27 protein-coding genes are annotated in these 24,609 nt (G+C 42.9%); 24 read left to right on the forward strand and 3 right to left on the reverse strand.

Annotated features, from left to right (window positions below):
- Position 1: 1 nt before the first annotated feature.
- Positions 2-1,273: a pyridoxal phosphate-dependent aminotransferase gene (locus DRB05_RS08295; RefSeq protein ID WP_128726518.1), complete on the reverse strand. Its 1,272-nt coding sequence runs from the start codon at positions 1,271-1,273 to the stop codon at positions 2-4.
- Complete coding sequence (locus DRB05_RS08300) at positions 1,266-2,051, reverse strand: iron-containing redox enzyme family protein (RefSeq protein ID WP_128726519.1); 786 nt, start codon at positions 2,049-2,051, stop codon at positions 1,266-1,268. Before DRB05_RS08300 ends, DRB05_RS08295 begins: the two co-directional genes overlap by 8 nt.
- A gap of 1,068 nt (positions 2,052-3,119) precedes the next feature.
- Here DRB05_RS08300 and DRB05_RS08305 point away from each other — a divergent pair.
- From DRB05_RS08305 to DRB05_RS08395, 17 genes are all read left to right on the forward strand, one after another.
- Positions 3,120-3,677: a hypothetical protein gene (locus DRB05_RS08305; RefSeq protein ID WP_128726520.1), complete on the forward strand. Its 558-nt coding sequence runs from the start codon at positions 3,120-3,122 to the stop codon at positions 3,675-3,677.
- Positions 3,678-3,784: 107 nt separating this feature from the next.
- Complete coding sequence (locus tag DRB05_RS08310; RefSeq protein WP_128726521.1) at positions 3,785-4,180, forward strand: hypothetical protein; 396 nt, start codon at positions 3,785-3,787, stop codon at positions 4,178-4,180.
- Positions 4,181-4,342: 162 nt separating this feature from the next.
- The gene (rhlP, locus tag DRB05_RS08315) at positions 4,343-5,176 is read left to right on the forward strand and encodes a rhombotarget lipoprotein (RefSeq protein ID WP_128726522.1); all 834 of its coding nucleotides are present in this window, start codon (positions 4,343-4,345) and stop codon (positions 5,174-5,176) included.
- Between the two features lie 380 nt (positions 5,177-5,556).
- Entirely contained in the window at positions 5,557-6,078 is a 522-nt protein-coding gene (locus DRB05_RS08325; RefSeq protein ID WP_128726523.1) for an adenylate kinase, read from the forward strand.
- 121 nt (positions 6,079-6,199) lie between these two features.
- On the forward strand, positions 6,200-7,591 hold the full coding sequence (locus DRB05_RS08330) for an SWIM zinc finger family protein (protein ID WP_128726524.1): 1,392 nt from the start codon (positions 6,200-6,202) through the stop codon (positions 7,589-7,591).
- Positions 7,585-9,096, forward strand: coding sequence for a DUF5691 domain-containing protein (locus DRB05_RS08335; RefSeq protein ID WP_128726525.1), 1,512 nt, complete (start codon positions 7,585-7,587; stop codon positions 9,094-9,096). Before DRB05_RS08330 ends, DRB05_RS08335 begins: the two co-directional genes overlap by 7 nt.
- 106 nt (positions 9,097-9,202) lie before the next feature.
- Positions 9,203-10,282, forward strand: coding sequence for an AAA family ATPase (locus DRB05_RS08340; RefSeq protein ID WP_128726526.1), 1,080 nt, complete (start codon positions 9,203-9,205; stop codon positions 10,280-10,282).
- Positions 10,283-10,291: 9 nt separating this feature from the next.
- On the forward strand, positions 10,292-12,577 hold the full coding sequence (locus tag DRB05_RS08345) for a DUF5682 family protein (RefSeq protein ID WP_193554561.1): 2,286 nt from the start codon (positions 10,292-10,294) through the stop codon (positions 12,575-12,577).
- Complete coding sequence (locus DRB05_RS08350; RefSeq protein ID WP_128726527.1) at positions 12,565-13,773, forward strand: VWA domain-containing protein; 1,209 nt, start codon at positions 12,565-12,567, stop codon at positions 13,771-13,773. The genes DRB05_RS08345 and DRB05_RS08350 overlap by 13 nt, the downstream gene beginning before the upstream one ends.
- A gap of 119 nt (positions 13,774-13,892) precedes the next feature.
- Positions 13,893-14,213, forward strand: coding sequence for a multidrug efflux SMR transporter (locus DRB05_RS08355; protein WP_128726528.1), 321 nt, complete (start codon positions 13,893-13,895; stop codon positions 14,211-14,213).
- A 345-nt stretch (positions 14,214-14,558) separates the two neighbouring features.
- Positions 14,559-15,026, forward strand: coding sequence for a DUF4265 domain-containing protein (locus tag DRB05_RS08360; protein WP_128726529.1), 468 nt, complete (start codon positions 14,559-14,561; stop codon positions 15,024-15,026).
- Between the two features lie 125 nt (positions 15,027-15,151).
- Positions 15,152-15,550 (forward strand): GFA family protein, encoded by a 399-nt coding sequence (locus DRB05_RS08365; RefSeq protein WP_128726530.1) that lies wholly within the window; start codon positions 15,152-15,154, stop codon positions 15,548-15,550.
- A 7-nt stretch (positions 15,551-15,557) separates the two neighbouring features.
- A complete protein-coding gene (locus DRB05_RS08370; RefSeq protein ID WP_240036224.1) occupies positions 15,558-15,791 on the forward strand; it encodes a hypothetical protein in 234 nt (77 codons plus the stop codon).
- A 175-nt stretch (positions 15,792-15,966) separates the two neighbouring features.
- Positions 15,967-16,113, forward strand: a complete 147-nt coding sequence (locus tag DRB05_RS08375) for a GNAT family N-acetyltransferase (RefSeq protein ID WP_240036225.1) — start codon at positions 15,967-15,969, stop codon at positions 16,111-16,113.
- Positions 16,114-16,513: 400 nt separating this feature from the next.
- Entirely contained in the window at positions 16,514-16,933 is a 420-nt protein-coding gene (locus tag DRB05_RS08385) for a hypothetical protein (protein WP_128726531.1), read from the forward strand.
- A gap of 230 nt (positions 16,934-17,163) precedes the next feature.
- On the forward strand, positions 17,164-18,546 hold the full coding sequence (locus DRB05_RS08390) for a Na+/H+ antiporter NhaC family protein (RefSeq protein WP_128726532.1): 1,383 nt from the start codon (positions 17,164-17,166) through the stop codon (positions 18,544-18,546).
- Between the two features lie 134 nt (positions 18,547-18,680).
- Positions 18,681-20,027, forward strand: a complete 1,347-nt coding sequence (locus tag DRB05_RS08395; protein WP_128726533.1) for a DUF2254 domain-containing protein — start codon at positions 18,681-18,683, stop codon at positions 20,025-20,027.
- Positions 20,028-20,039: 12 nt separating this feature from the next.
- Here DRB05_RS08395 and DRB05_RS08400 read toward each other — a convergent pair whose 3' ends face one another.
- Positions 20,040-20,741 (reverse strand): hypothetical protein, encoded by a 702-nt coding sequence (locus DRB05_RS08400; protein WP_128726534.1) that lies wholly within the window; start codon positions 20,739-20,741, stop codon positions 20,040-20,042.
- 466 nt (positions 20,742-21,207) lie between these two features.
- Here DRB05_RS08400 and DRB05_RS08405 point away from each other — a divergent pair, with 466 nt between their 5' ends.
- From DRB05_RS08405 to DRB05_RS08435, 7 genes are all read left to right on the forward strand, one after another.
- Entirely contained in the window at positions 21,208-21,729 is a 522-nt protein-coding gene (locus tag DRB05_RS08405) for a hypothetical protein (RefSeq protein ID WP_128726535.1), read from the forward strand.
- A 179-nt stretch (positions 21,730-21,908) separates the two neighbouring features.
- The gene (locus DRB05_RS08410; protein ID WP_128726536.1) at positions 21,909-22,364 is read left to right on the forward strand and encodes a GNAT family N-acetyltransferase; all 456 of its coding nucleotides are present in this window, start codon (positions 21,909-21,911) and stop codon (positions 22,362-22,364) included.
- Positions 22,365-22,569: 205 nt separating this feature from the next.
- Complete coding sequence (locus DRB05_RS08415; protein ID WP_128726537.1) at positions 22,570-22,959, forward strand: HIT family protein; 390 nt, start codon at positions 22,570-22,572, stop codon at positions 22,957-22,959.
- Positions 22,960-23,247 (forward strand): hypothetical protein, encoded by a 288-nt coding sequence (locus DRB05_RS08420; RefSeq protein WP_128726538.1) that lies wholly within the window; start codon positions 22,960-22,962, stop codon positions 23,245-23,247.
- Positions 23,248-23,262: 15 nt separating this feature from the next.
- Positions 23,263-23,715 (forward strand): GNAT family N-acetyltransferase, encoded by a 453-nt coding sequence (locus DRB05_RS08425; RefSeq protein ID WP_128726539.1) that lies wholly within the window; start codon positions 23,263-23,265, stop codon positions 23,713-23,715.
- A 13-nt stretch (positions 23,716-23,728) separates the two neighbouring features.
- Positions 23,729-24,136 carry a GFA family protein gene (locus tag DRB05_RS08430; RefSeq protein WP_128726540.1) on the forward strand — a complete coding sequence of 136 codons (408 nt, stop codon included), beginning with the start codon at positions 23,729-23,731 and terminating at the stop codon, positions 24,134-24,136.
- 9 nt (positions 24,137-24,145) lie between these two features.
- A complete protein-coding gene (locus DRB05_RS08435) occupies positions 24,146-24,526 on the forward strand; it encodes a DUF4440 domain-containing protein (RefSeq protein ID WP_128726541.1) in 381 nt (126 codons plus the stop codon).
- Positions 24,527-24,609: the final 83 nt, after the last annotated feature.

Genomic DNA, 24,609 nt, shown 5'->3' on the forward strand with positions numbered 1-24,609 from the left:
ACTACAACGACTCCAGCGCTTGTTGGATCCGCTGTGCTGCTTGCTCTAAGGTTTCTCTCGCTCGTCCACAGTTCATACGAACAAAATGACGAAGTGCTTCGCTGCCTTCAGCAAAGTGCATTCCACCAATAGAAGCTACCTTGGCTTTTTCTAACAAGAATGCTGCGGCAGTATCGTACCCAGCGGCTTGGATCTTTTCGCCATAAGCGGACAAATCAACGAAGATAAAGAACCCACCTTGAGGGACGGGCGCCACAACCCCGTCTATGGCATTTAAAAGATCAGTGTAATTTTGTAAATTTGCTCTTGAGTTGACTGCGCGTTGGTGTGCTACATCATCCATATAAGCCTGCATTGCTTCATTTGTGGCGATTTGGGCATAAGTTGCGGCAAAAGAGTTTAGGTTAACTTGTACTCGAGCCATCATATTGATTAAGTTTGCCGGCGCGCAAATATAGCCAGCTCGGTCGCCGTGCATACCATAGGTTTTGCCCGGGCCTGTCACGAAAGTGGTGCAATCTCTTAAGCTATATTGCGTATGATCTTTATCAGTAAAGGTGTAGGCAGAAATTGTGTCAGGGCCATCAAGAATATGGGATTCGTAAGGACAGTCAAACAATATTTGAATCGCTGGTTTGGCGCACTTTGCACGCTCAATATTATGTTTAGCGATAACATCGGCTAATTTACACTGTTCTTTATAAGAATAAATTTTACCTGATGGGTTAACGCAGTCTCCTAAAATCACCATTTTAGTGTTGTCGTTAATGGCGGCCTCCAACTGAGCGGGTTGTAAGCCTTTTTCATAAAACTCTTCGACTAATACCGGAACCATTTTTGCTCCGTGTAACGCTATCATGTCGGCATAATGAGGCCAGTTAGGTAGTGGTACTATCACTTCATCATCCGGATTTAATAAGGTATGAAATGCGACAGTGATAGCGCCTTTTATACCGCCGGGTGTGACCATAACTTCATCTGCAGCAGCATATCGTAAACCGCGCAGTCTAAAGACTCTATCACTGATTGCATCTCGTAAAAACTCAAAGCCAGTGACGGGAGCAAACTCGTGAATTGCACGCGCATTTTCATTGATGAAGTTAATGACTGCTTGGTCAATACGGGTGTCTGCCGTATCGTCTAATGTGCCGATACTCAAGTCGATGACCTGTTGGTTCGAGCTTGCGTTAATTGCAGCTATTTTTGCTTTGGTACCGTGCGTAATCGAGTCTCGAAGCGCTAATGCTGAATCTGAAAATACTGAATTACGCATATACTTCACCTTCATTTTGTGTCTCAAGTTGCACTGTTTTTCTATACATTGCTTGCCACATTCGTTCCTGAACTTTGAGCATTTCATTGGCACCAAACATGATCTCGTTCAGATCACTCTGGGACAGGCAGTTGTTAATGACACATTGACGAGCGTCCTCGGCATGTCGCTCTTCCACGCCGTTATCAACATGAGCATTGAAATAGATTTCTACTTTATTTTGATACTGCTCTTTATCTAAATTTTGACGTGTTAAGCGAAAACCTTCTCTAAATGCCGTGAGCATGTGGTCGGCATGTGTTTCAAGCGCCATGGCAACCCCGAGCATACGTTGGTAACTATTTGAAAGAAGAGAAGTGACTCGTTCTCTGTAAGCCAGTGTTTCTGGTAAAATGTAACGGCTGTTTTTTGCGTCAACAACCTTGAGTGGTGCTAAATCAAACTCCATCGCGCCAAATAGATTTAGTGCATTCTCCATAAATATTTCATGACAATGCGCTTTGTTGCCCATCCCCGTTTCTTCACCCAAGATATACGAAAACAAGATTAGGGTATCCATATCATTAACCTCAGCTGATCTTGCACATACGTGTGCAATCCCTTTTACCGTCAGCTCCGTTCGATAAAAGAAATTAGCTCTAAACAATGCGTAACTTTCTGGCGTCCATTTATTTTTTGCTAAATATAAAAAGTATTTATTTTGGAAAATCTTGTGATGTTCTAAAGCTGTCAAGAATTTATCGAGCTCTGCTTGATGATTAACGTTGTTTGCGGTCATACGTAATTCCTTTTTTGGTTATTAACAATACCAATTCACCCTGTTATCTGCTCAAACGATGGGAGAAAGTTTGATGCTCACTGAGCCAAACTTTTCTCGCCTAAAGCGCTGTCACTCCAATAAGCAAATTGGTATCACTTGAGTTAGCAGCTGTCATACAACGTCCGGCTGTGTAAAAAAGTATTGGGCAGTTTCGTTGACGCAAAACATTAGACGAATGTCTAAGTGTTATGGACTAGTCTATTGAAAAAGCATAATAAAAATTAAGATTGATTTGCTTTCGTATTTATTTTTTGAAAAGAATGAAATGGTGTTTTGGTTAAATAAATGTATATTTATGGTTAATTTTAAAGCTTTGTAGTTAATTCCATGAATGGTGTTGAGTACAAATATTGAGCATTTTTTAATGATCACCAATTGTTACTAATTAGGGTTTGTAATAAGGCTGAACTTTTTATAAAAAAATAAAATATGAGTAATTATTGCACATGTGACTTTGTCTATTTTTTGTTGCATATCTCTTGATAAAGCTGTATGGCCCTCGACTAGGTTTTCCCTAGCGTAAGAGCAGCGCTAAACTTTAGCCAGAGCTGGTTTTTAAATTGAATAAAAAATAAGAGAGTGGAATTAATCTAAATTTGCTGGTCGAAATGAATTGCAAAGAACAGTCAGTGTTAATTACTGGGTTGGCAAATCTAATTTGGTGGATGCAAAAACGATTGCAACGTTGAAACTAAACGATACAGTTAATTACAATCGGTAGATAACCCGCTTGTCAGTGTACTTTTGAAACCGTTCTCTCTATTTAGGCGTAATAAAAAGTCTTGTAAAAAGGGGTTGAGATGATTTAATAAAAAGCATAAATACTCACAGGGGTTGCTGAGAAAGCCATTCAAAATTTGACCCTTTCTACAATAATTCACGGCCATAGCATTTTCCAAATTAGCACTCGATGCGACGAGTCTCTTATGAAGTTCGCGTTACGACTGAGAATTTCGTCATGACAGAATGCTGTGATAAACAAGACCGGCCACTGTTTTATCAGGAAATTTGAAGCAGGAGAGATCTATGAATTTAAAGGACAGAACCATTTATCCCATTATCAAAGCTGGCAATTGGACTGGTATGCAATATGGTGCGCTGTATTCAATTTTAATCGGGCCTGAAGAAGCACCTGAAGTCGTGATTGGTTTTGGTTACGATACACCTGAAAACTTCGTTTTTCTCACACATCAAGATGGCGAGGCGGCTGATTTAAATACCATAGTGCAACAGGCATTTCATAATATTGATGCGTTAGATGTGCTCTTTACACCGTCACAAGTGCTTGATAATAAAGTGTTAACAGCTAGTGGTAAGTCCTTTAGCAGTGAGGCCATTTTATCTAAAACACAAATGCTTAAGGCGCACCAAATGTTGAATGCTGAACAGTTGTTGGTATCAATTGCAAGAAGAACAGGACTAATGGTCATCGCAAGGGACGCATCGGACGATCTGCTCGATAAGTTTATCTATTTACATAAAGATGCGTGGAACGATGATAGCTATGGTAATGCACAAATCGCGGATAGATTATTTTTATTAGAACAAGGTGAAATCATTGGATCCATGTCATTGGCTGATTAATAAACCAGCTAGGCGATTAGGTATGTCGAGGATGGATAAGCAAACAAGCGTATATTAGATTTCAATGGAATTAACTCTTAGATTTAAGTGATAAGGAAGTAATTAAAATGAACCTGATGGAATGGGTACAGGCGACATTGCCTGAGCTGATGTCTGATCATGAAATTAAACCCGCTTCAGCTGAGTCTTTGGTGATTTTTACAGCGAAAGCAACAGTGCAATTAGTACCCAACGAAGTGATATCGCAATTAGTTAGCTTCTATGCTCATCTCGCTGAAGTGCCATGTTTAGATTCCCTTGTCGTGCATCATTGTGACGACCCCATTATTTTTGAGTGGTGGGGCGATAAAGAGCTGTGGTTAGGCTCCAAAGATTTTTACGTTTTACGTTGGTCGGCAGAAAAAGCGTGTTTTTGCATTGGAGATGTGAGCAATGTGAGTTTCGGGGAAGACGAAGAATTCCCCGATTTTAACGATGCCGTTATTCATTTGGCAACGTTATAAACTAGTAGCATATAAACAATCAGCTTATTATTTTTCGAACTTGTTTTCGTTATTTGCTGAGTTATAAAAATACAGAACCGCTGTTGCGATTAAGTGATGCGGGCTAATACAAACGGTAACATATTTAGTTTATACCTATAACAACACGCGGTAAGGAAGTTTATGATTTTTAAAGGTTTGATTATCTCTATGTGTATGCTTTTGCTCACATCATGCAGTGCGCTTGTCAGCCAAAATACAGGCACAAAAACGCAATCTAGCAGCTTAATGACCTTTTTATACCCAAATGAAAGTAGCCGGACAGTGCGTCAACCAGAAATACCAGTGTTAACATTGCCAGTGAGGGTTGGAGTGTCGTTTGTGCCATCTTCACAGTGGCAACATGCTGGTATCCACAACAAAGGTCAGGTTGAGTTGCTCGAGAAAGTAAAGCGCGCCTTTGCTCAGTATGAATATATCGATCGTATCGAAGTGATACCGAGCAGCTACCTACAAGGAGGTGAGGGATTTACGACTCTAGAGCAAGTGGGAAGGTTGTATGACGTTGATGTCATGGCACTGATTTCGTACGATCAAGTAACCCAGTCTTTAGAAAATAATGCAGCGTTTCTCTATTGGACCATCGTGGGAATGTACATAGTGCCTGGGAATGAAAACACGATTCAAACATTTGTCGATACAGCCGTTTTCGATATCAAGAGCAAAAAGATGTTATTTAGGGCGCCGGGATTAAGCAAGCTAGAAAAAAGAACGACAGCAGTTGGAGTAGACTCGGTGATCACTGAAAAATCTTTAGAGGGCTTTAGCTTGGCCGTCGAAGATATGATACCTAACTTGGAGGCTGAACTCTCAAACTTCAAAAAGCGAATAAAGGAAGAAAAAGTCGCTAAAGTTGAGCATAGAAACGGCAGTAGTGGCTCGATAAGTTTATTTATGCTTGCTTTATTAGTGCTCACTGTGTTCTTTAGAGCGAGGCCGCACTCGTTAACTAAATAAGTCTTTGGTCGTGAGCTGTATCTAAGGCGGTGGTTTAGCAAACCTAAACTGGTTAAACGTTTTAATCGAGCATGTGCTTCACTTATAGTGCTATCTGGCGGCAACTTAGTGTTGAGTTGACAATAGCGATGCCAAAGTTAGTGATTCGCTTGACCACAAAGTGATGCTATTTCTCAATTCACTCATCGGGCCTTGTGCGTGCTTGACAATAACTAATCATTACGTGAAAGTATCGTTATGAATATAGAACTATTTCTCACAAGTACACGAATTATTACCATTCCTTAGGAGTGGTGGTTTTGTGTGCTTTTTTAATGAACCCACCAAAGTAAGGTGGGTTTTTTTGTATCTGCCTTGTGGGGCCACAGCAAGGAGGTTACATGAAGAAAATAGCAGTTTTTGGTAAACCGGGAAGCGGCAAGTCTACGGTGAGTAAAGGACTGGCCGCGGCAATATATATTCCGTTATATCAATTAGACTCGATGCTCTACCAAGCAAATGGCGAGTTTGTTGACAGAGCCGCTTTTGATAAAGCACATCAAAACATATTGAATACTGATGCGTGGATCATTGATGGCTTTGGTCCGCTAGATGCGTTTAAACAGCGCTTAGATGCAGCAGATACCTTAGTCTACATCGACTTACCATATCGAGTGAGTTATTGGTTTGTGATAAAACGTCTGTTAAAAAGCATAGTTACTAAGCCAGAAGGCTGGCCTGATGGTAGCTCAGTGTTTAAAGGGACGATTGCCAGTATTAAAACGTTAAGGCGTTGCCCGCAATTTTGGAATGAAGAATTCTTATCGCAGTTAGAGCAAAGCGCGCAAACCAAAACGCTCTATGTGATTAAGTCGGTTGCGGCGCTCGATAGTTTTGTACACCAACATAGTGAGCGTAAATAACACCGATTCAGCAGTCTTATCAATACGTCTATTACTCGGGATTTGGTATTAGGCGTAGATCTAAAAACCATCTCGCCATATAATGGGAACAAATATGGACGTAGTGTGACACATTGGAAATATGGAAATCTCACTTGAAACAATTCAGGAGCTTGCGCCCGATCAAGCTTCTCTAAAAGCCGCAAAAGGTTTGTTAAAACCAGCAAAATGGCCAGTACTTGGACAAGCTTCTGAGATCAATACGATTTGGGGAGAATGTCAGGGGTCAGGCTCAAAGCCGTATTACACTGTCGCTGATGTGGTCGATCATGGCTATAAATGTACCTGTCCATCTCGAAAATTTCCTTGTAAACACGTATTAGCGCTGTTGTGGCAATTTTCCGATGCAGGCTCAAGCTTTACTGAAGCTGAGGTACCACAATGGGTTACTGATTGGTTGGGTCGGCGCCGGCGAGCCCCTACAAACAATCAAACGCAAGAGACAAAAACAACCCCGAGCAAAGACATTAATGCCACCGCTGAGGCTAGTGAAACATTAAGCGCAGAAGAGTTGGCTAAAAAAGAAGCACAGCAGAAACAGCGCGCTGCGCAAAGTAAAGCAAAAACAGAGGCCTGCGTAAGTGACGGTTTAATTGAGTTTCAGCAGTGGTTAGATGACCAATTAGTGAATGGTATTAGCCAGCTCATAAAGGAAATAACAGAACGTTGTCGCCGAATTGCTGCACGTTTGGTTGATGCAAAAGCCACTAATTTTGCGGCTCGCATTGACGAGTTGCCCGCAAAAATCATGCCTCTGTGTTCTACCTTACAGCCACAAGCGGTTTATCAAGAGCTCGGTAAATTGGCACTACTGAGTGAAGCTTGGTTTGTTGATTGTGACAATATTGATGTTCGCAGAGCCATTGTAACGGGGGAAACACGGGAGCAAGTGCTATCCAACCCGCACTCAGTCCGAGTTAAGGGTATTTGGGAAACCGTTGGAGAGCGTATTGAAACCCGTAAAGATGGTCTAATCGCCCATTCAAAATGGTTGATAAACATAACAGAACCTCATGTTGAACCGGCCTTGTTGCTTGATTTTTACCCTGCAGCAACAGGGCGAAAAACGGTGAGTAATAGCATTGGCAGGAAAATTGAGGGTGAGCTCATTTTTTACCCAGCTAAAATTTTGCAACGCGCTTTGTTAGGTGAATATAAAGCGTTTGAGGGGAAGTATGATGAAGCTGAGCTCGCTGTTATGGATCATCAATTGCAATTTCAGCGTCATTTAAGTGCGACGCCTTGGATAGAAGAGTTTCCTGCGATATTAGGTGCAGGTCGAGTGCTAGACGATGGAAAAGGGACGTTTTGGTGGTGTTCAAGTGACGGTACGCAGACGCTGGTGCTGAGCAACAATGAAGTCAATCCCGTGATATTAGGTAGCGAACTTGAGCGGGCATTTGTCGTCTCTTCGGGCTCTAAGGGGACGCTTCTGAGCGTAACAACAAAAAATTGGGGGGTTATTGCATGCTAAGCAACGTTGCTAGGGATGAGCTATTAAAAATCGACGCACTTTATAAACGTTGGTTAGTAGGCGGTAATGCAGCGACATTAACAGCGCAATGTTTACCATCTAGTTGGGCGTGTAAAGACGGTGAGCGGACCGAGATACAGCAACGCAGAATGGCACTCATTTTGGCTGTGCAACAGCGTGAATGGTTATTACGTCAAGCTCCACCATCTAATTTACAAGCAAAGTCTGCATTACCCTCACTTACGTTGCCTTGTCTAATCGACTCACTGAGACCGAGCTTTCGTACTTCCCTTGCTCATCTTAAGAAGCAATATTTTGCATCAACTAAGCATTTGTTAAATTTGCTTTTAGATAGAGGGTATTGCGCGCATCCTGCAGATTGGCTTCCGCAGGTAAATGACGAGGTCCCTGCTATTTATTGGCCTTGGTGTGAATGGGTGGCAAATCAACATCACAGCGCGTCGAAGCTACAGGGTGAACCGTTGACGAAGGAAAACTGGGACGATTTTTTCCCTGCGCAGCGTTTGGCACTGCTTCGGGCATTACGACGCAGTAATGCTGCTGAAGCTAGGGAGCTCATCGCTGCTTGTGCACACAAAGAAGCTGCGGATAAGCGACTAAATATCATCGAAGTTTTAGGAATTAACTTACAAGCTGACGATCAGCCTTATTTAGAAAGTTTAATAAACGATCGTGCAAAAAAGATTGTCACCTTGTCTCAACAATTGTTGGCCAGACTGGGCGTTGGGAGTGCCAAGGTCGAGGGCGTAGAGCAGTCTCAACTTGCACCAGAGCTGGCACAGTGGTTTGAAGTCAAAAAGTCAGGACTGCTAATCAAGAAAATTGAGGTCGTTCCCGCTTTACTGAAAAGTAAAAAGCAACAAGCATTGCGCTCTGAGTGGCTACAAGTGGTATCGCTGTCGGCATTTGCCCAAGCGCTCGGAATAGAGTTATCGATTCTTGTTAAGCATTGGCAATTTAGTCAGAACCGACAACATGATAACGAGTGCTTTGTCGGTAACGCGGTTGCTAACCTATCTGATGAATACATTCATCTTATGATTGAGCAATTATTGGCGTCACTACCTGATTATCCGGATGGGTTGAGCTTGCTGGCTTTATTTCTGCCAAGGATGGATCAAACCTACCGCAGCAAAATCATGTTTGACTTACTGACTAACCACAAAGTCCAATTAAGTTTTGCTGATTGTATGGACTACGTGAGCCAGCCACAATTGGAACTGGACTGGCAATTGGTGTGTAAGACTCAGGCTTGGCAGGCGTTAAGTGTATTGATAAGCAAGCAGATAAAAGAAACTAACCATATTGACGAATACACCATAACTCGGGAATTGATGGCACTTGGTTTATTGCTGCCAGCAAGTTGCGCACGCGAGGCGTTAAGTCAAATACTCGCACTCGGTGTGGTGAATGTAGATCCCATGCTCGATATGCTTAAATTTAATATTCAATTATCGGATCTGAAACCAATTTATTCTAATTAAAAAATTTTAAACGCAGTTAGCGTCAGATTTGCTCCTTCAAATTGAGTAAGTACTAAGACAAATTGGCCTGATTGCAGATCAGGGTTAATACAAAAAGGAACTAACTATGAGTGGCATCCTTCGCCAACCGGCAGAAATCACTTATCAAACAGAACTAGATGCACTAAAAGCCGAGGACGTAGGCAATAAACCTGAAAATTGGGCGTTATCGCCGCAGGCAGTGGTAACGTATTTGCTGGGTGGTAAAACTAAAAGCGGTGTTGAAATAAGTCCAAAGTACATAGGTAATCGCCGATTAATTGAAACCGCGGTAGCAACACTTGCAACCGATCGCGCTTTATTGTTACTCGGTGTGCCGGGCACGGCTAAGTCTTGGGTGTCTGAACACCTTGCTGCGGGGATCTGTGGTAACAGTACTCAGGTTATTCAATGTACAGCAGGCACAGACGAAAACCAGATCCGCTACGGTTGGAACTATGCACAGCTTTTGGCAAATGGGCCAAGCCGTGAAGCGCTCGTGCCAACACCTTTATATCGTGCAATGGAATCAGGGACGCTTTGCCGCCTTGAAGAGTTAACGCGCATGGGTTCGGACGTGCAAGATACGTTGATCACGGTATTGTCAGAAAAAATGTTACCAATCCCGGAGTTGAATGAAGCCGTCTATGCCCAACGAGGCTTTAATATCATTGCGACAGCAAATAATCGTGATAAAGGCGTGAACGAACTGTCGGCTGCATTAAAACGCCGCTTTAATGTTGTGGTGCTGCCCCTACCGGATGATATGGCGCAGGAAATATCAATCATCTCAAAACGCGTCGCAGAAATGAGCGCGAGCTTAGAATTACCGATGCCACTGGATGCACAAAGTGAAATTGAAAAAGTAGTCACTATGTTTAGAGAATTACGTGGCGGTGAAACCCTTGATGGTAAAGTAACACTCAAAACGCCGACAGGAAACCTTTCAACAGCGGAAGCAATTGCTGTGATGGTTGGTGGACTGAGTCAAGCAAATTGGTTTGGCAATGGTAGATTAGATGCTGAAAACCTCAGCAGCAATTTGGTTGGCGCTATTGTAAAAGACCCCGTGCAAGACAAAGCGGTGCTTGAAGAATACTTGGAAACGGTGCTTAAGAAACGCCCAGCCTATTCGGACTATTACAAGATAATCAACGAAGTATTGTAAGGACGTGCTATGTCGAACGTCCATTACTTTGGCATTCGCCACCATGGACCTGGGTCAAGCCAACGACTCATGGCCGCATTACAGGCATTGCAGCCCCAGTGCATATTGGTAGAGGGGCCAGCAGATTGCTCCGCGCTATTACCAATGTTGGCGGCAAACGATACGCGTCCACCCGTTGCCTTGCTAGCTTATGCCGCTGGAGATGCAACACAAAGTGTGTTTTATCCTTTTGCTGAGTATTCACCAGAATATCAGGCGACTTTGTACGCCATCAAGCACAGCACTGAGTTGGCCTTTATTGATGTGCCTGTAAACATCCAATTGGCATCACAAGCACAAGCAAGTGATGAAGCCGAGCAGACGCAAGCCGAGGAGGATAAAACTAGGGAAGGGCATGGCGAAACGCGTGCACTGACCTCAGATCCGATCGCTGTGTTGGCAAACTTAGCTGGTTATGAAGATGGTGAAGCATGGTGGAATGACTTAATAGAGCAAAGTCACGGAAATGACCTTGAAGTGTTTAACGCGGTGAGCTCGGCAATGGCGGCTCTGCGTGAAAGCATAAATCCTGCTCATCCAGCCATACAGCGTGACCTAGTGCGTGAAGCTTACATGCGACTTGAAATAGCCAAAGCGAAAAAGCATTGTTCAGGTCCTATCGCCGTTGTATGTGGCGCGTGGCATGTTCCCGCTTTACAAGAAAAGCACACTGCAAAAAGCGACCGAGAGTTAATTAAAACATTGCCTGCAAAGCTCTCTGCAAAAAAACTAAAGGCAACTTGGGTGCCTTGGACTTCCGCCCGTTTGTCTAGTGCCTCTGGGTATGGTGCCGGGGTAACAGCACCGATGTGGTATCAACATTTATGGCAACAACAAAACAACGCCAACTTGGTGACCCATTGGTTAGTAAAAGTCACAGAGCAAATGCGCTTAATTGGCCAAGTTGTGTCGACTGCTTCGGTCATTGAAGCGACACGCTTATGTCAAACGTTGGCTGCGGTGCGCGGCCGACCATCTGTTGGTTTTGAAGAAATCCGAGAGGCTGTCATTGCGTGTTTATGCTTCGGTGAAGCTAAGATTTGGCAGCAAATTGAAGCCAAGGTGTTGTTGGGCGCCGAGGTTGGTGAGATCCCAGCTGATGCGCCTTTGATCCCACTGATTGAAGATTTACAACAGCAACAAAAGAAGCTCAAACTTAAACCAGAAGCATTGCCACGAGATCTCTCTCTTGACTTACGTAGTGAAGCGGGAGAAGGAAAGTCTGTTCTATTGCACCGTTTAAACATTCTCGATATTCCTTGGGGGGGGCTCAGTGATAGCGGCAAGAGTCGAGGCACATTTCGTGAAAACTGGCGGTTAACTTGGCAGCCTGAATATGCAGTGAAACTGGTTGAGCACCTTGTGTACGGTAGCACCATTGCGCAAGCTGCAAACACTAAAATGACTGAGCAAATGCGTACGCAGAGGAGTTTGAGTAAGCTTGCAAGCTACGTTAGTGGGTGCCTAGAGGCTCAGCTCGATCAGGCGGCTAGTATCGGAATAACACTGCTCGAAAAACGGGCTGCACAATCTAGTGATTGTATTGAATTGTTGGAGAGTATTCCGCCTTTAATTGATGTGAGCCGTTACGGTACTGCCCGTAAGATATCGCTTGGTCATATAGAAGAACTGATTGAAAGATTGACCGTTCAAGCCGCAATTTCAATTCCTTACGCTTGTCGCAATTTGGATGATGATGAGGCGTCGCACTACCACAGAGCATTGAGTGCAAGCCACCATGCCTTACTTGTGACGGACTGGAATGGAGCGGTTGAAAGCCAGTGGTGGAAAGCACTAAATACCTTGGTTGAGAGTGGTCAAACTAGTTTGCAGCTCGCTGGGCTTGCTGCAAGGCTCATGTATCAAGCGGACAAAATGGCGACTTCTGAACTTGAGCTGCTGCTTGGAAAAATGCTCTCAGCTGCAGTGATACCCGCAGATGCTGCCAGATATTTTGATGGCTTTTTCTCTGATGCGGTTGACCGGCTTTTGTATGACGACATACTGCTTAGCGCAATAGAGCATTGGCTAGTGGGATTAGATGAAACCGCTTTTGTTGAATGTTTACCCTTATTCAGGCGGATATTTGCTTCGCTCGATGCGATGGAGCGCAAACGTTTGATAGATAGAGTGTTGCTAGGTAGAGAAAAGGTGAGCGTTGAGTTTACCATCAATGAGCGTGCGCTACAGAGCTGGCCTCAACACTTGGCTAGCATTTCAACATTATTGAATGGGGGTAAGCAGTGGCAGATGTAAAGCAAGCGTCGGTATCGCAATCTAGCACCGAATCTGAGGCTGAAAAAGATCGTCGCTGGCGGTTGGTGCTTGGTGCAGATCCTGAAGAAAATGATGGACTGTCGGAGTCAGATAAACGTTTAAATGCAGCATTAAGTGCAGTTTATGGTAGCGGTGAAAGTGCGAAAGGCCGGGGGAGTTTATCGCGCTCAGCACCCAAAGTTTCCCAATGGCTTGGCGATATTCGCAGTTTTTTTCCAACGAGTGTTGTACAGGTAGTACAAAAAGATGCATTTGAGCGACTGGGATTGAAGCAAATGCTAATGGAGCCCGAGTTTCTTTCAGCCATAGAAGCGGATGTGCATTTAGTTGCTGACCTTGTGAGCCTTCGCTCAGTAATGCCAGAAAAAACGGTGGATACTGCACGGCAAGTGATCCAAAAAGTGGTTGATGAACTGATGCAGCGATTAGAGCAAAAGACATCGGAATCCATACGAGGCGCAATTAACAAGTCTAAGAAGACGTTTAGACCTCGTTTTAATGATATCGATTGGCACCGTACCATTCATGCCAATTTACGTCATTACCAGCGAGACTATAACACCATAGTGCCCGAAAAACTGGTGGGTTTTATGCGCCAGCAGCGCCGTATCACAGATTTAGATGAAGTGATTTTATGCGTTGACCAATCAGGCTCTATGGCTACCTCAGTTGTGTATAGTTCGATTTTTGCAGCAGTGATGGCCTCCATCCCTGCTGTAAAAACACAACTAGTGTGCTTCGATACGGCAGTCATCGATATGACCGAGGAGCTGCAAGACCCTGTTAGCGTGCTGTTTGGTGTACAGTTAGGTGGTGGAACGGATATCAATCAAGCAGTTGCATACTGCGAAGAAAAGATAGAAAGACCATCAAAAACGCACTTGATCTTAATTACTGATCTGTTCGAAGGCGGTGATGAAAAAGCGCTCAAGGCTCGTGTCGCAAATTTGATCAGGCAAGATGTGAACGTTATCACTTTGCTGGCGCTTAGTGACGATGGCAAACCTGCTTATGACAGTACAATGGCAGCTGACTTCGCTGCAATTGGTTCACCTGTTTTTGCCTGTACCCCGGATCAGTTTCCTGAATTGATGGCTACAGCACTGAAACGTGAAGATGTATTGGCTTGGGCTGCAAACCAAGATATTAAAACGGTACGCGCACCTGAAATATAAGCTGTGTGTAGAAGCTTGAATTAACTTCTCGGGCGTGCTAATTTTCTCTCGCTCTGGTGGACGACCTCCAGAGCAGAGCTTTCTTTTACTGGCGGGGACGACCCCATTTTGGAGTTGTCATGAGCTGGTTGCTACTTGTTTTTGCAGGTTTATTGGAAGTCGTTTGGGCTATTGGTTTGAAATTTACCGGCGGTTTTACTAAGCCTGTTCCCTCGATTATTACATTAGTGGCGATGGCCGCAAGTTTCTACTTCCTCAGTGTTGCTCTTCGAACTTTACCGCTTAGCGTTGCTTATTCCGTCTGGGTTGGTATTGGCATGGTAGGGTCGATTATTGTGGGCATTGTCTATTTCAAAGAGCCTTTGTCATTATTTAAGCTACTCAGTTTACTGTTGATAGTGATGGGGATTATTGGCCTAAAACTATTCTCGCAGAGTTAGCGCTATTCACACCCAGGATCGGGCGGGGTACTTGCTATATTGTGAAGAAATCTAGTTAGCCCTGCCCATCGAAAACGGTAAATTTGCAAATTTAATCTGAGCTCGCCATTACATTTGCTCCAGTCTCTGTCGTTTCGCAAGCTTTCAATTAACGATTTAATTCAGGTTAATTTATTTTCTATAGGCTACAGCTTAATTTTCTCTTCAGTTTAGCTGCTGCATCATGTTGGCAATCTAAGCCCATATACAAGTAACACATTGTAATTGTGGGTAACTTTTATTTGTTGGGCTTACGGTCGGTTAGATAAAACGAGATCAGTCCATGTAAAGGCGGTTTGTATCCATATGAATGATGTAGTTACTGACAAAGTACGGTTTACTTTTAAAAACCATCCCCAAGGATGTGCTGAAGAATTTATTGTTGCTATAGCAGTAGGCGATAACATTTATCAGATAAAAGGTGCACCGCTTTTTGCTTTTGGTGTTAACTATGACGACCACGTTTTGGTTGCACCAAATACCAAAGGTTCTTTAGAAGTTATCGATATAGTGGCTCGAAGTGAGTATCACTCTTTGCGGATCCGCTTTACAAACGAGTTAGAAAATGCCAAAAACATTGAGCTGCTTCAAGAGCTTACTCTATCTGGCGTGGAGAGCGAGCAATTTGATGATAGGTGCTTTGCGTTGACGGTTTCACCGCAAAGAGAATACGAATCTTTTATCGATATCCTGCATTATTATCAGGAGCTTGGAGTATTGAAGTATGAACTTGCCGGCGAGCCCCACGATAACTTCGATGGTAACAGTGCGTAACTAATGCTTCACAAATTCAGTGGCTTAGTGTTCAGTTTTGTGTTTCACTTGGAACTTTAATAGGCACGGTAATTTACTATCGTACTTAATTTAGGATAATGGCGAAATACTAAGGAAACACAAGGATGGCTGTCAATTTTGTTGGAGGATGTTTATGTGGGCAGATCCGTTTTACCGCGATTGGCGTCCCTCGTAACCCCCATACCTGCTCATGTAAAATGTGCCAAAGACACAGTGGTGCGTTAACTGTCGCTTGGGTAGAGTTCGCAAGTGAAGAGGTAAGCTGGGATGGGCCTGGCGGTGCGCCTAAGGTGTGGCGTTCATCGGATTATTCATCGCGCGCTTTTTGCCCTGAGTGTGGTAGCACATTAGGTGCAATAGATGACGCGCCTATCATTGCACTAATGCTCGGCGTTTTTGATGCCAATAGCCGTAAAACCCTAGAACCCAAATCCCACTCTTATATTTCAAGAAGGCCAAAGTGGTGGCGTATAGGATGCAATCAGTCTCTGTGCTGTATGTGAGTAAACTATGACTTATTACGCTATCGAAGATGCGTCGTGGCCTAAGATCTTAACGCTACAAAATCTGGCGTATCATGAGGTTGCGCCAGAAACTGTGGATATCCTAAAAAGTAAATGGATGCGCTCGCCAAAGAGTTGTTTTGTTTTTAAACAACATCGAGCCGTGGATGCCTATTTACTGGCGCACCCTTGGTACGATGAAAGGCCGCCGAGTTTGTTTACATTATACCAATCTACCTAAATACTTGCTCAATTTGAAGGAGCAAATCTGACGCTAACTGTGTTAAAAATTTCTTATTTAGAACAACTAAATAGCAAAATTTTTGCCTTGTTATCGACAAGATTTTCTTGCCTCAAAATAGAGCACTTAATTCAGCAAATTGGTATTACTTCCTGAACAGCCGCCTAGTTCGTCGTTGTTTCTACATGACCTAGTTGTTTCACAAGCCGTATCTGGGCAGGGAATTGGAGCCTTGATGATTAAACGCTTAGTTGAGTTGGCGACCCAAATGGGGTACTGTCGCATTCGGCTCGTGGCTGTACAAAATAGCGTAGGGTTTTGATTGAAACTAGGGCCTGTAGACCTTTGCTGTTTGATTTTGTTCTTCTGAGTGTGTTTCGGTCGCGGCGCTCGACTTGCCGCCTAGTAATCTAGGCAAAAGTTGAGCAACAATGAACAAAGCGCACTCAGGTGAACCCAAAGGGCAGCGCTTGATTGGCATTTCTACTGTGTTATCGCCAGACTTACATAGAGTGACTATGCTACGCAGGCTCTGCCTTGTATAAATGCCAGTCAAACTGCTGCAAAAACAAACTTGAAAGATCAACAGGCCCTAGGCTTTGTTCCAAAGCCAGTTAAGATATGCAAAAGTTATGGTGAAGATGCGCAGCTGATGGAAATGAAAGTGTAAGGTGCGCCAGCTAAGGTTGGGAGTCATGAAAGTAGCCATACGGTAATTTAAGATGATTAAAAAAATAGTAATTATATTCTCGCTGCTGTTTGCATCTAGTCACGGCAGTGCCGATGAATTAAAGCCATTCACAAGCGATGGCTGTAGTGCATTTCCTGATGGTACTTTGGCGCAAAATGAACTGTGGTTGAGCTGTTGCACGGCACACGACCTTGCCTACTGGAAAGGTGGTACCGCTATAGAGCGCGAAAATGCCGACATTGCCTTGCAAAAGTGTGTTGCTGCGGTAGGTCAAGAAGAAGTGGCAACCTTGATGTTAGCGGGTGTGCGACTTGGTGGGTTGCCTTATTTTCCTACGCCATTTCGTTGGGGCTACGGGTGGTCTTATCCTAGACGCTACGCCGAATTGACCGCTGAAGAGATAGAGCAAGTAAATAAGCACATGGCAAAACTAGCATTAGACAAAAAATAAATTGACGCAAAGTCAAATTCTGTATATTTTCTCCGCGATGTTTCAATGAGGGCCATACAGTCAACTCGTCAACCCAATATTAGGCAGATCCTCACATGCATTAAGTGCCTGTGATTTTAACCTTTTGTTCTGAATTTGGGAAACGGATAAGACTGCATCAATCGCTGTTTATAGCTGACGTTGCGTCCCTTTTTTCCGCTGCTCAAATTCCTTTGATTTGGGAAGTTCGCATGGCTGAGCCAAGTGCAATTAGCATCATTCCCCCAGTCGTCGTATTGACGCTTGCAATTATCTTACGTCGTCCTATCTTGTCCCTTGTTTTAGGGGCGCTTGTAGGACTCGCATTGTTAGACCCTGCTACCATATTGGCAAATTTTGCTGATGCTTCGCTAAAAGTGATGGGCGATGAAACTATCGGCTGGCTTATTCTGGTATGTGGTACGTTTGGTGCTTTGATAGCGCTGTTGGTGCATACAGGCGGTGCCTTAGCATTTGGACGTAATGCACTGAAAATGGCAAAAGGGCCAAGGTCGTCTTTGCTTATGACCTATTTTTTAGGTGTGATCATTTTTATTGATGACTATCTTAATGCGCTGACGGTTGGTGAGACGATGCGTCGTGTTACCGATAAGTTTAAGATTTCTAGGGAAATGCTTGCCTATGTAGTGGATTCAACCGCTGCGCCTATCTGTGTTTTAGTACCACTTTCGACTTGGGCGGTGTTCTTTGGTGGTTTGTTGGTTGATAACGGTGTCGCGGGAGAAGGACAGGGGATCAGTACGTATATTCAGGCAATTCCATATATGCTGTATGCTTGGGTGGCCGTAATTATGGTGCCACTGGTGATACTTGGCATTGTGCCACTATTCGGCCCAATGAAAAAAGCAGAGCTTGCAGCTAAACAAGGACAACCTGCGCTTGAACAGGTTGATTTGGAAGAAGTACATACACCGGATAACTATGCTGCAAAAGCCATTGAGCAGGAATTTGAACAAGCCGACACTCAAGGTAAACTAGTTAACTTTTTGGTGCCTATTGGTTTGCTGGTGGCGTTTACGGTGTACTTTGACATTGATGTATGGAAAGGCTTGTTAGCGACTTTGGCAGTGACCATGCCATTTTATATGGTGCAAAGGTTGATGCCGCTTGCAGACATGCTTGAGCAAATGATCAATGGTTTTAAATGCATGCTACCCGCGATAGGAACGGTTATCGCCGCATTTATCTTTAAGGATGTGTGCGATCAACTGCTATTGCCACAATATGTAATAAACGCACTGAGTCCTTATATGACGGCCGGTTTGCTGCCTGCGATGGTGTTTTTATCTATGGCTATTTTGGCCTTTGCAACAGGCTCTAGTTGGGGGATCTTCGCCGTGACTATTCCTATCGTGATGCCATTGGCCGTTGCTGTAGATGCTAATATTCCTCTGGTGATAGGCGCATTGTTATCGGCATCATCATTTGGAAGTCAGGCATGTTTCTACTCGGATTCTACGGTATTGGCAGCCCAAGGCTCAGATTGTAACTTAGTCAGTCACGCCATCACTCAGCTACCTTATGCGTTGATTGCGGCTGCAATTGCCTTTGTTGGCTTCTTGATCATTGCATAATCGAAAGTAGGTTTTTAGGGTTAGTTCTGCTAACCCTTCAAAGTTAACTTCCCAAAATACTTGCTGTTTTACTTACTCTATTGCATTAGCCTTGCTAGGCTATATAACCAGACTCTCAAAGTGTAAGGATAGTAATGTTCACACCTCGCAAGTTGGCCGAAAATTATCGCGAACTGATAAGTAGTATCGGTTTCTACCCCTCTTTACTTGCAGTTGCATTTTTTGTTTTCGCGCTCATAACCACGGCACTTGAATATGCAGCTCCTATCAATAGCTTTAAAGAGCTTATAGCGATTGTACTGGTCGACAGAGAAGAGAACGCACGAACTATTTTAAGCACGCTCGTGGGGAGTATCATCTCATTGACGGTATTTAGCTTTTCAATGGTGATGATTGTGCTGAATAATGCCAGTGCAGGGTTATCACCTAGAGTACTGCCGGGCCTTATCACCAGAAAGTCGCACCAGCTGGTATTGGGGTTTTATCTCGGGAGTATCATTTATGCCATCATTATGCTGATTAATATTCGTGGTGTGGGCAATGGTGAAACTGGGATCCCAGCGTTAGGAGTTTTATTTTCGCTGGTGTTTGGATTGATCTCTTTAGGCTTTTTTGTGTTTTTTATTCATTCAATCTCCCGCGCCATACAGGTCGATAACGTGCTAAATGATCTGTTTAACAACACCAAAAATGAGATGAAGAATATTATCACCAAACAGCAAGAGCAGCCTTTTGATAACTTTCCTGACTTCTCTAGTTGGTATAATTTACCCAGCACAGAAGAGGGGTATTTTAAGGGAGTACACAGTGACAAATTGTGTGCGTTATGTGAGCAACATGATTTAAAAATATATATTGCAGTTAAACAAGGGTTTTTTACCGTTAAAGGCTACCCGTTTCTTAAGTGTAATGAGGATCTCAGTGAAGATGAGGCGTTACATGATGCGTTACTTAGCTGTTTTATTTTTTATGTTGAAGAGTACATCAGCGACCATTATCGCTATGGCTTAACACAAATCTCAGAGATTGCAGTGAAGGCCATGAGCCCAGGAATTAATGACCCCGGTACTGCGGTAAAGGCGATTGATATGCTGAGTATTTTACTTATCCAGCGGTTGGATATTTGCGATGTGAACTACTCCTTTAAACACGCTAAAAATGAGCCGCTTTTATATATTCACGAAGCGTCTTTTGATGAATTACTACATGATAATTTTACTCCGATAAGAAACTATGCAAAGACCGATGGTTATGTCATGGTCAATGTGTTGGAAGCGTTTAAAAATATATTGTTTCGCTCAAGTGCGGATCAACAAGCGACGGAGAGTTTATTTAATTACTTAGAAGCCATCATCGACGATGTGCGTAATACCATCACTAACCCATTTGATCGTCAACGGATCATTGAAATGCTCGAGGCTATTGAGAAAATTAATGGCGACAAAGGAGAAGCGCTTATTACTCAATTTAAACGAGAATAAGCGCGAACTTTTTTAATTCAGCGCAAGCTTAGCGAGACCGGCGGCAATGGCAGAAAGGGAGAGTAACCTGAGTAAAATGATAGCAATATCAGAGCTGCCGCCCGCAGAAGTATTTCGATAAACTAAGGGGTAGTCAAAGAATATAAGTAAGTAGAGTAAGTCAAAAAAACCGATCCGAGTGCCATTGAGCTCTACTTTTGTACCATCTTTTAATAAGATTTCAGCAAAATTTAAATTGGCTGTGGTTTTTATTCTCACACTTTTTCGATCATTCAACAGTAAGTAATGAAAGGTGATTTCAGTAATGTCTTCTCTAGCAATTTTTTGCGTACCAGTTACCTTTGTTTTTATCGCTTTGGGCGAAATGGTTAATTGGTTTTTCGACACGTCCATCACCCATTGAGAGCCAAAGCCAAATTTTTTGTATAGCATGATTCTTTTAGTAAAGAAAATAATTAAAAATGCGATTAAACAAGCAGGAAAAGCGATATAGCGTGGGTACTCACCATCAATAAACGACGCTGTAATCGCCAAGGCAAAGACTAACAATGCAAATAAAAACTCAGCGCTACCGCTGAGCATACCCAGTGCGGCTATAGATTTGAGTGATACTTGAGAGTTATCGTTCAATTCATTTTTGTTTTTCAGACTCACATATTTGAACCACACTTTATCCGTTAATGATAAATCAAGTGTGTGTTTAGCTAACGACATGAAGCGCTTCCTTGATCTTATGTAAATTATTTTTAGTGAAAGTTATTTATACCCTAAAATCATAAAAATTTGAAATTCACTACAAATAACACAGGCTCCGTGTACTCGAAGCACCATTGATTTTCATCATTTTGTGTAGAATTCTAAGTATTTACCTTGCGCTCAGTCCTGTTTAGCTGTGAGTTCAGCACCATAAGAATAAGTTAGCCCAATTCACAGGTGGCAACTATTTCGGTGTTGGCAAGATATTAGCGTGTTCGTCGCTAAACTATGAAGGTAGGTAAACTGGTTATTCGGCATGTTTGATAGCGGTTAATTGAGTATAAAGCGAGATGAATCCCAGGCTAAGTTTCGTTATGCTATCGTACCCTCGGGGCCGGCAAATAACGACAAGTTCATTTGAATGCTTAGTGATTACCATCAGCAAAACGTTTAAGTAAGCAACGGACTAAATTAAGGAGATAATATGTCCTATGGCGTTATGGCGTATCTAGTCGATACGCAAGCACTGTTAAACACACCAGCAAGAGTACTTTTTGAAGAAGTTAATTTAAAATGTGCGAGAGAATTGCGTGAGATTAACTCTATGCTAGAAGATCACTTAGATGGTGGTAACGAGCAAGTTAGCGCATCAGATTTACTCAAAGAACTGCTGAGTGGTGAGGGAAACCGAGCTGGACTAGGTTTTGCCTATGGTTATTTATTCAAGGCCATTTGCGAGATAAAGGGACGATTTTTAAACAACAGTGCGTGGTACCCATGCGATATGGATAATCTTTATGATATCCCGTTCACCTCAATGATGAATATGCCTTATAAATTTCCAATCCCAGATGACTTTCCTGCAATTTTCAGCATTGCACCTGACAGCATCAATACAGACGAAGCGGACTATGGTGAGCTTGATCAAACCCAAATCGCGCAGCTCGAAAGTTGGTTAAGTGAGGCTAAAGTAAAAAACCAGCATTTGTATATTTTCTTGCATTGATCTCGCAAAGTTAGAATTAATCGTTCTCATCAAGAATAGTACACTTGGTGCATACTTTAGAATATGTGCCTTCTTCTTGGTACGTCTATTTTCTAGGTAGCCAATTGATAGAGATTAAGTTCGTTGAGCTCACTTCGACTGTCAACGAACCTAGTTGCATTAAAATGTGAGACATAAATATGATTCGACAATTAGACAATAGCGATGTTTTAGTTGCTGAGAAGATTTTTCAGACTTTTCAAAATTCGTACAAAATAGAAGCCATGTTAATTGGCGCTAGCTATTTTCCACCCTTATCTCGCACTGTAGAAGGGATAAGCAGTGCAACAAGCCATTTTTACGGATACTTTGAAAATCAAAATCTTGCCGCAGTCATTGAACTTGTCATTGTTAAGAAGACGCTAGAAATAGATAGCCTGACCGTTGATCCCAATTATTTTCGCAAGGGTATAGCAGGTAAACTGCTGCGTTTTGCGTTGTCAGAGTTTAACGTTGAAAAGGTTATTGTAGAAACAGCGACGGCAAACACGCCTGCTATTGCACTCTACCAAAAGTACGGCTTTGTTGAATACAAACGATGGTTGCCGGCACACGGCATTGAGAAATTGGCATTGGCGATCAATATCTTTAAGTAGCACTTTCTATCCCAATACCCATTAGCTTAACACTTGCTCAATTTAAATGAGCAAATCTGACACTAATGTAGTTTAATTGTGTTGTGAGTAAATTTAAGCCTGAAAATTATTCACTTAACAAAGGAGTAAATAGAATATATCACTGGCAGGATACTGGTTGCTGATGTACATTACGCAATAGAATCAGGTTAAGGAGAGATAGCTGATGACGATTGTAGAACAGATAGTTGCAAGAGAAATCGAAGCGGTTATTGTATATGAATCAGGGCAGGTGATTGCATTTGCCGATCATGACCCCATAAACTTTGGTCATATCTTAATTTGCCCCAAATCTCCCTTTGAAACGCTACTTCAAGTCCCTGAATCCATATTGGCAGAAATCCACCGCGTTGCTCGTGACCTTTATGAACGAATTGAGCGTAAATTCTCCCCAGATGGAATTACGCTTGTGCAAAACAACGGACACTTTAACGAATTAAGCCACTATCACTTGCATATTTTCCCCCGCTATAAGCGAGATAGTTTTGCGTTTGGACGCGATGGGCTCAATATTAAACCTCAAGAGGTTCTGCGTACTTCACTTGAGGGGTTATAGATGCTCGGAGAAGTATTAATCAAGGTTGTTGTAACGCTATTGCTTTGTATGTCACTCGTCTGGACTTTGTTGCCTTGGGCGTTTGGATTATTAAATTTCCAAAACAAACATGGCTACCCACTCTACAAAATTGGCCGAGTGTGCTGGTGGATAATGGTTGCTATGCATCCCGTATTTGCTATTGGTATTTGGTTTTTCGATGCCAGTTTAAGTAAGTTAATATTTAGCCTAGCTGCAATGCATTTCTTTTTTGGGGTAACGTTTGCCAGAAATGTAAGCACGCAATAAATCAAAAGGTCATAAGTGAAGGTTATCATCAATTCGATTCAGGGTGAAGATGCAGATGCCATCGAAAGGTTAATGCGTGAAGTCTCCGAGGTTGACGTTTTACCGCATTTTTCGCAGCTTGGAAAAGATACTTATTTAAACGAAATGATACCTGAAGTGACTCAGGTAATGTGCAACGCCAGCTTTGTTGGTGCCAAGGCATTATTAAACGATGAGTTGATTGGATTTGCTTTATTAAGAGATGGTAATTATCTCACACATTTATTTGTTGCCAAGTCAGCTCAAGGTAAAGGGGTTGGTCGGCAGTTATTAGATACTGTGCTGGCGAGTACATCCGCAGCTCAAATCTCGTTGTGCTCATCGCTTAATGCTGCATCGTTTTATCTTGCTTTAGGTTTTCAGGCGACGGGACAAGAAGCACAGAAAAACGGTATTAGATACATTCCAATGAGGTTAGATCGAACTTAAGTAAGGATATTTTATGACATTTCCAATTAGTGGCTCGTGCCAATGTGGTGAAGTAAGCTACACGTTAAAAGCAGCACCTAAAATGGTGGTCGCCTGTCACTGTAAGGCTTGCCAAAAACTGTCAACAAGTGCATTTAGCATTACAGCCATTGTTGATAAAGACGATATTGAATTTTCGGGCCTGATGAAAGAATGGCAGCGTCCGGCTGATAGTGGTAACGTTAGCGGAGCTAAGTTTTGCCCAACATGCGGCAACCGCATTTACCATTTTAACCCAGCAGAGCCAAATTCAATTAAACTCAAACCAAGTAATTTGGACGATACTCGCTTTATTCAACCGACGGCGCATGTATGGGTTAGTGAAAAGCAAGACTGGTATACCATCCCAGAGGGCGTCACCGTATTTGATAAACAGCCTTAGCTTGCGCTGATGTGTTCAACGTCAATTATTGAGCAAGTCATCGCGAAGGAGTGTGTGCTTCATCGTAAAGAAAATAGGCATAATATGGCGCTGTGTCACGAACTCCTTCATCCTCAATTTATTGAGGTTGGACGCTCTGGGAGCCTGTATGATTTGGGCCAGATCCTGTGCTTAATGAATGAAGAAGAGTGGCCGGATGGGGAGGTGGTAGTAGAGCAATTTCACTGTGTTTATATGAAATGTGACGCTTTACTTCTTACCTATCGTTCTGCATGGCGGAGTTCTGATGGCACGCTTTCAGAGCATGCTTATCGGTCATCTTTATGGGTTGAGCAAAATGGTAAGTGGCAGCTGTTACACCATCAGGGGACGCCCACAAATTTATTTTAGTGTTGTTTTTAAGAAATAGATTTGATTGTGAAAAATCACAAAAGTAAATTTTAAGTAATTAGAAATGCGGCTACACTAAAACG

The sequence above is a fragment of the Pseudoalteromonas sp. A757 genome (assembly GCF_004103285.1).
GTDB lineage: Bacteria > Pseudomonadota > Gammaproteobacteria > Enterobacterales > Alteromonadaceae > Pseudoalteromonas > Pseudoalteromonas galatheae.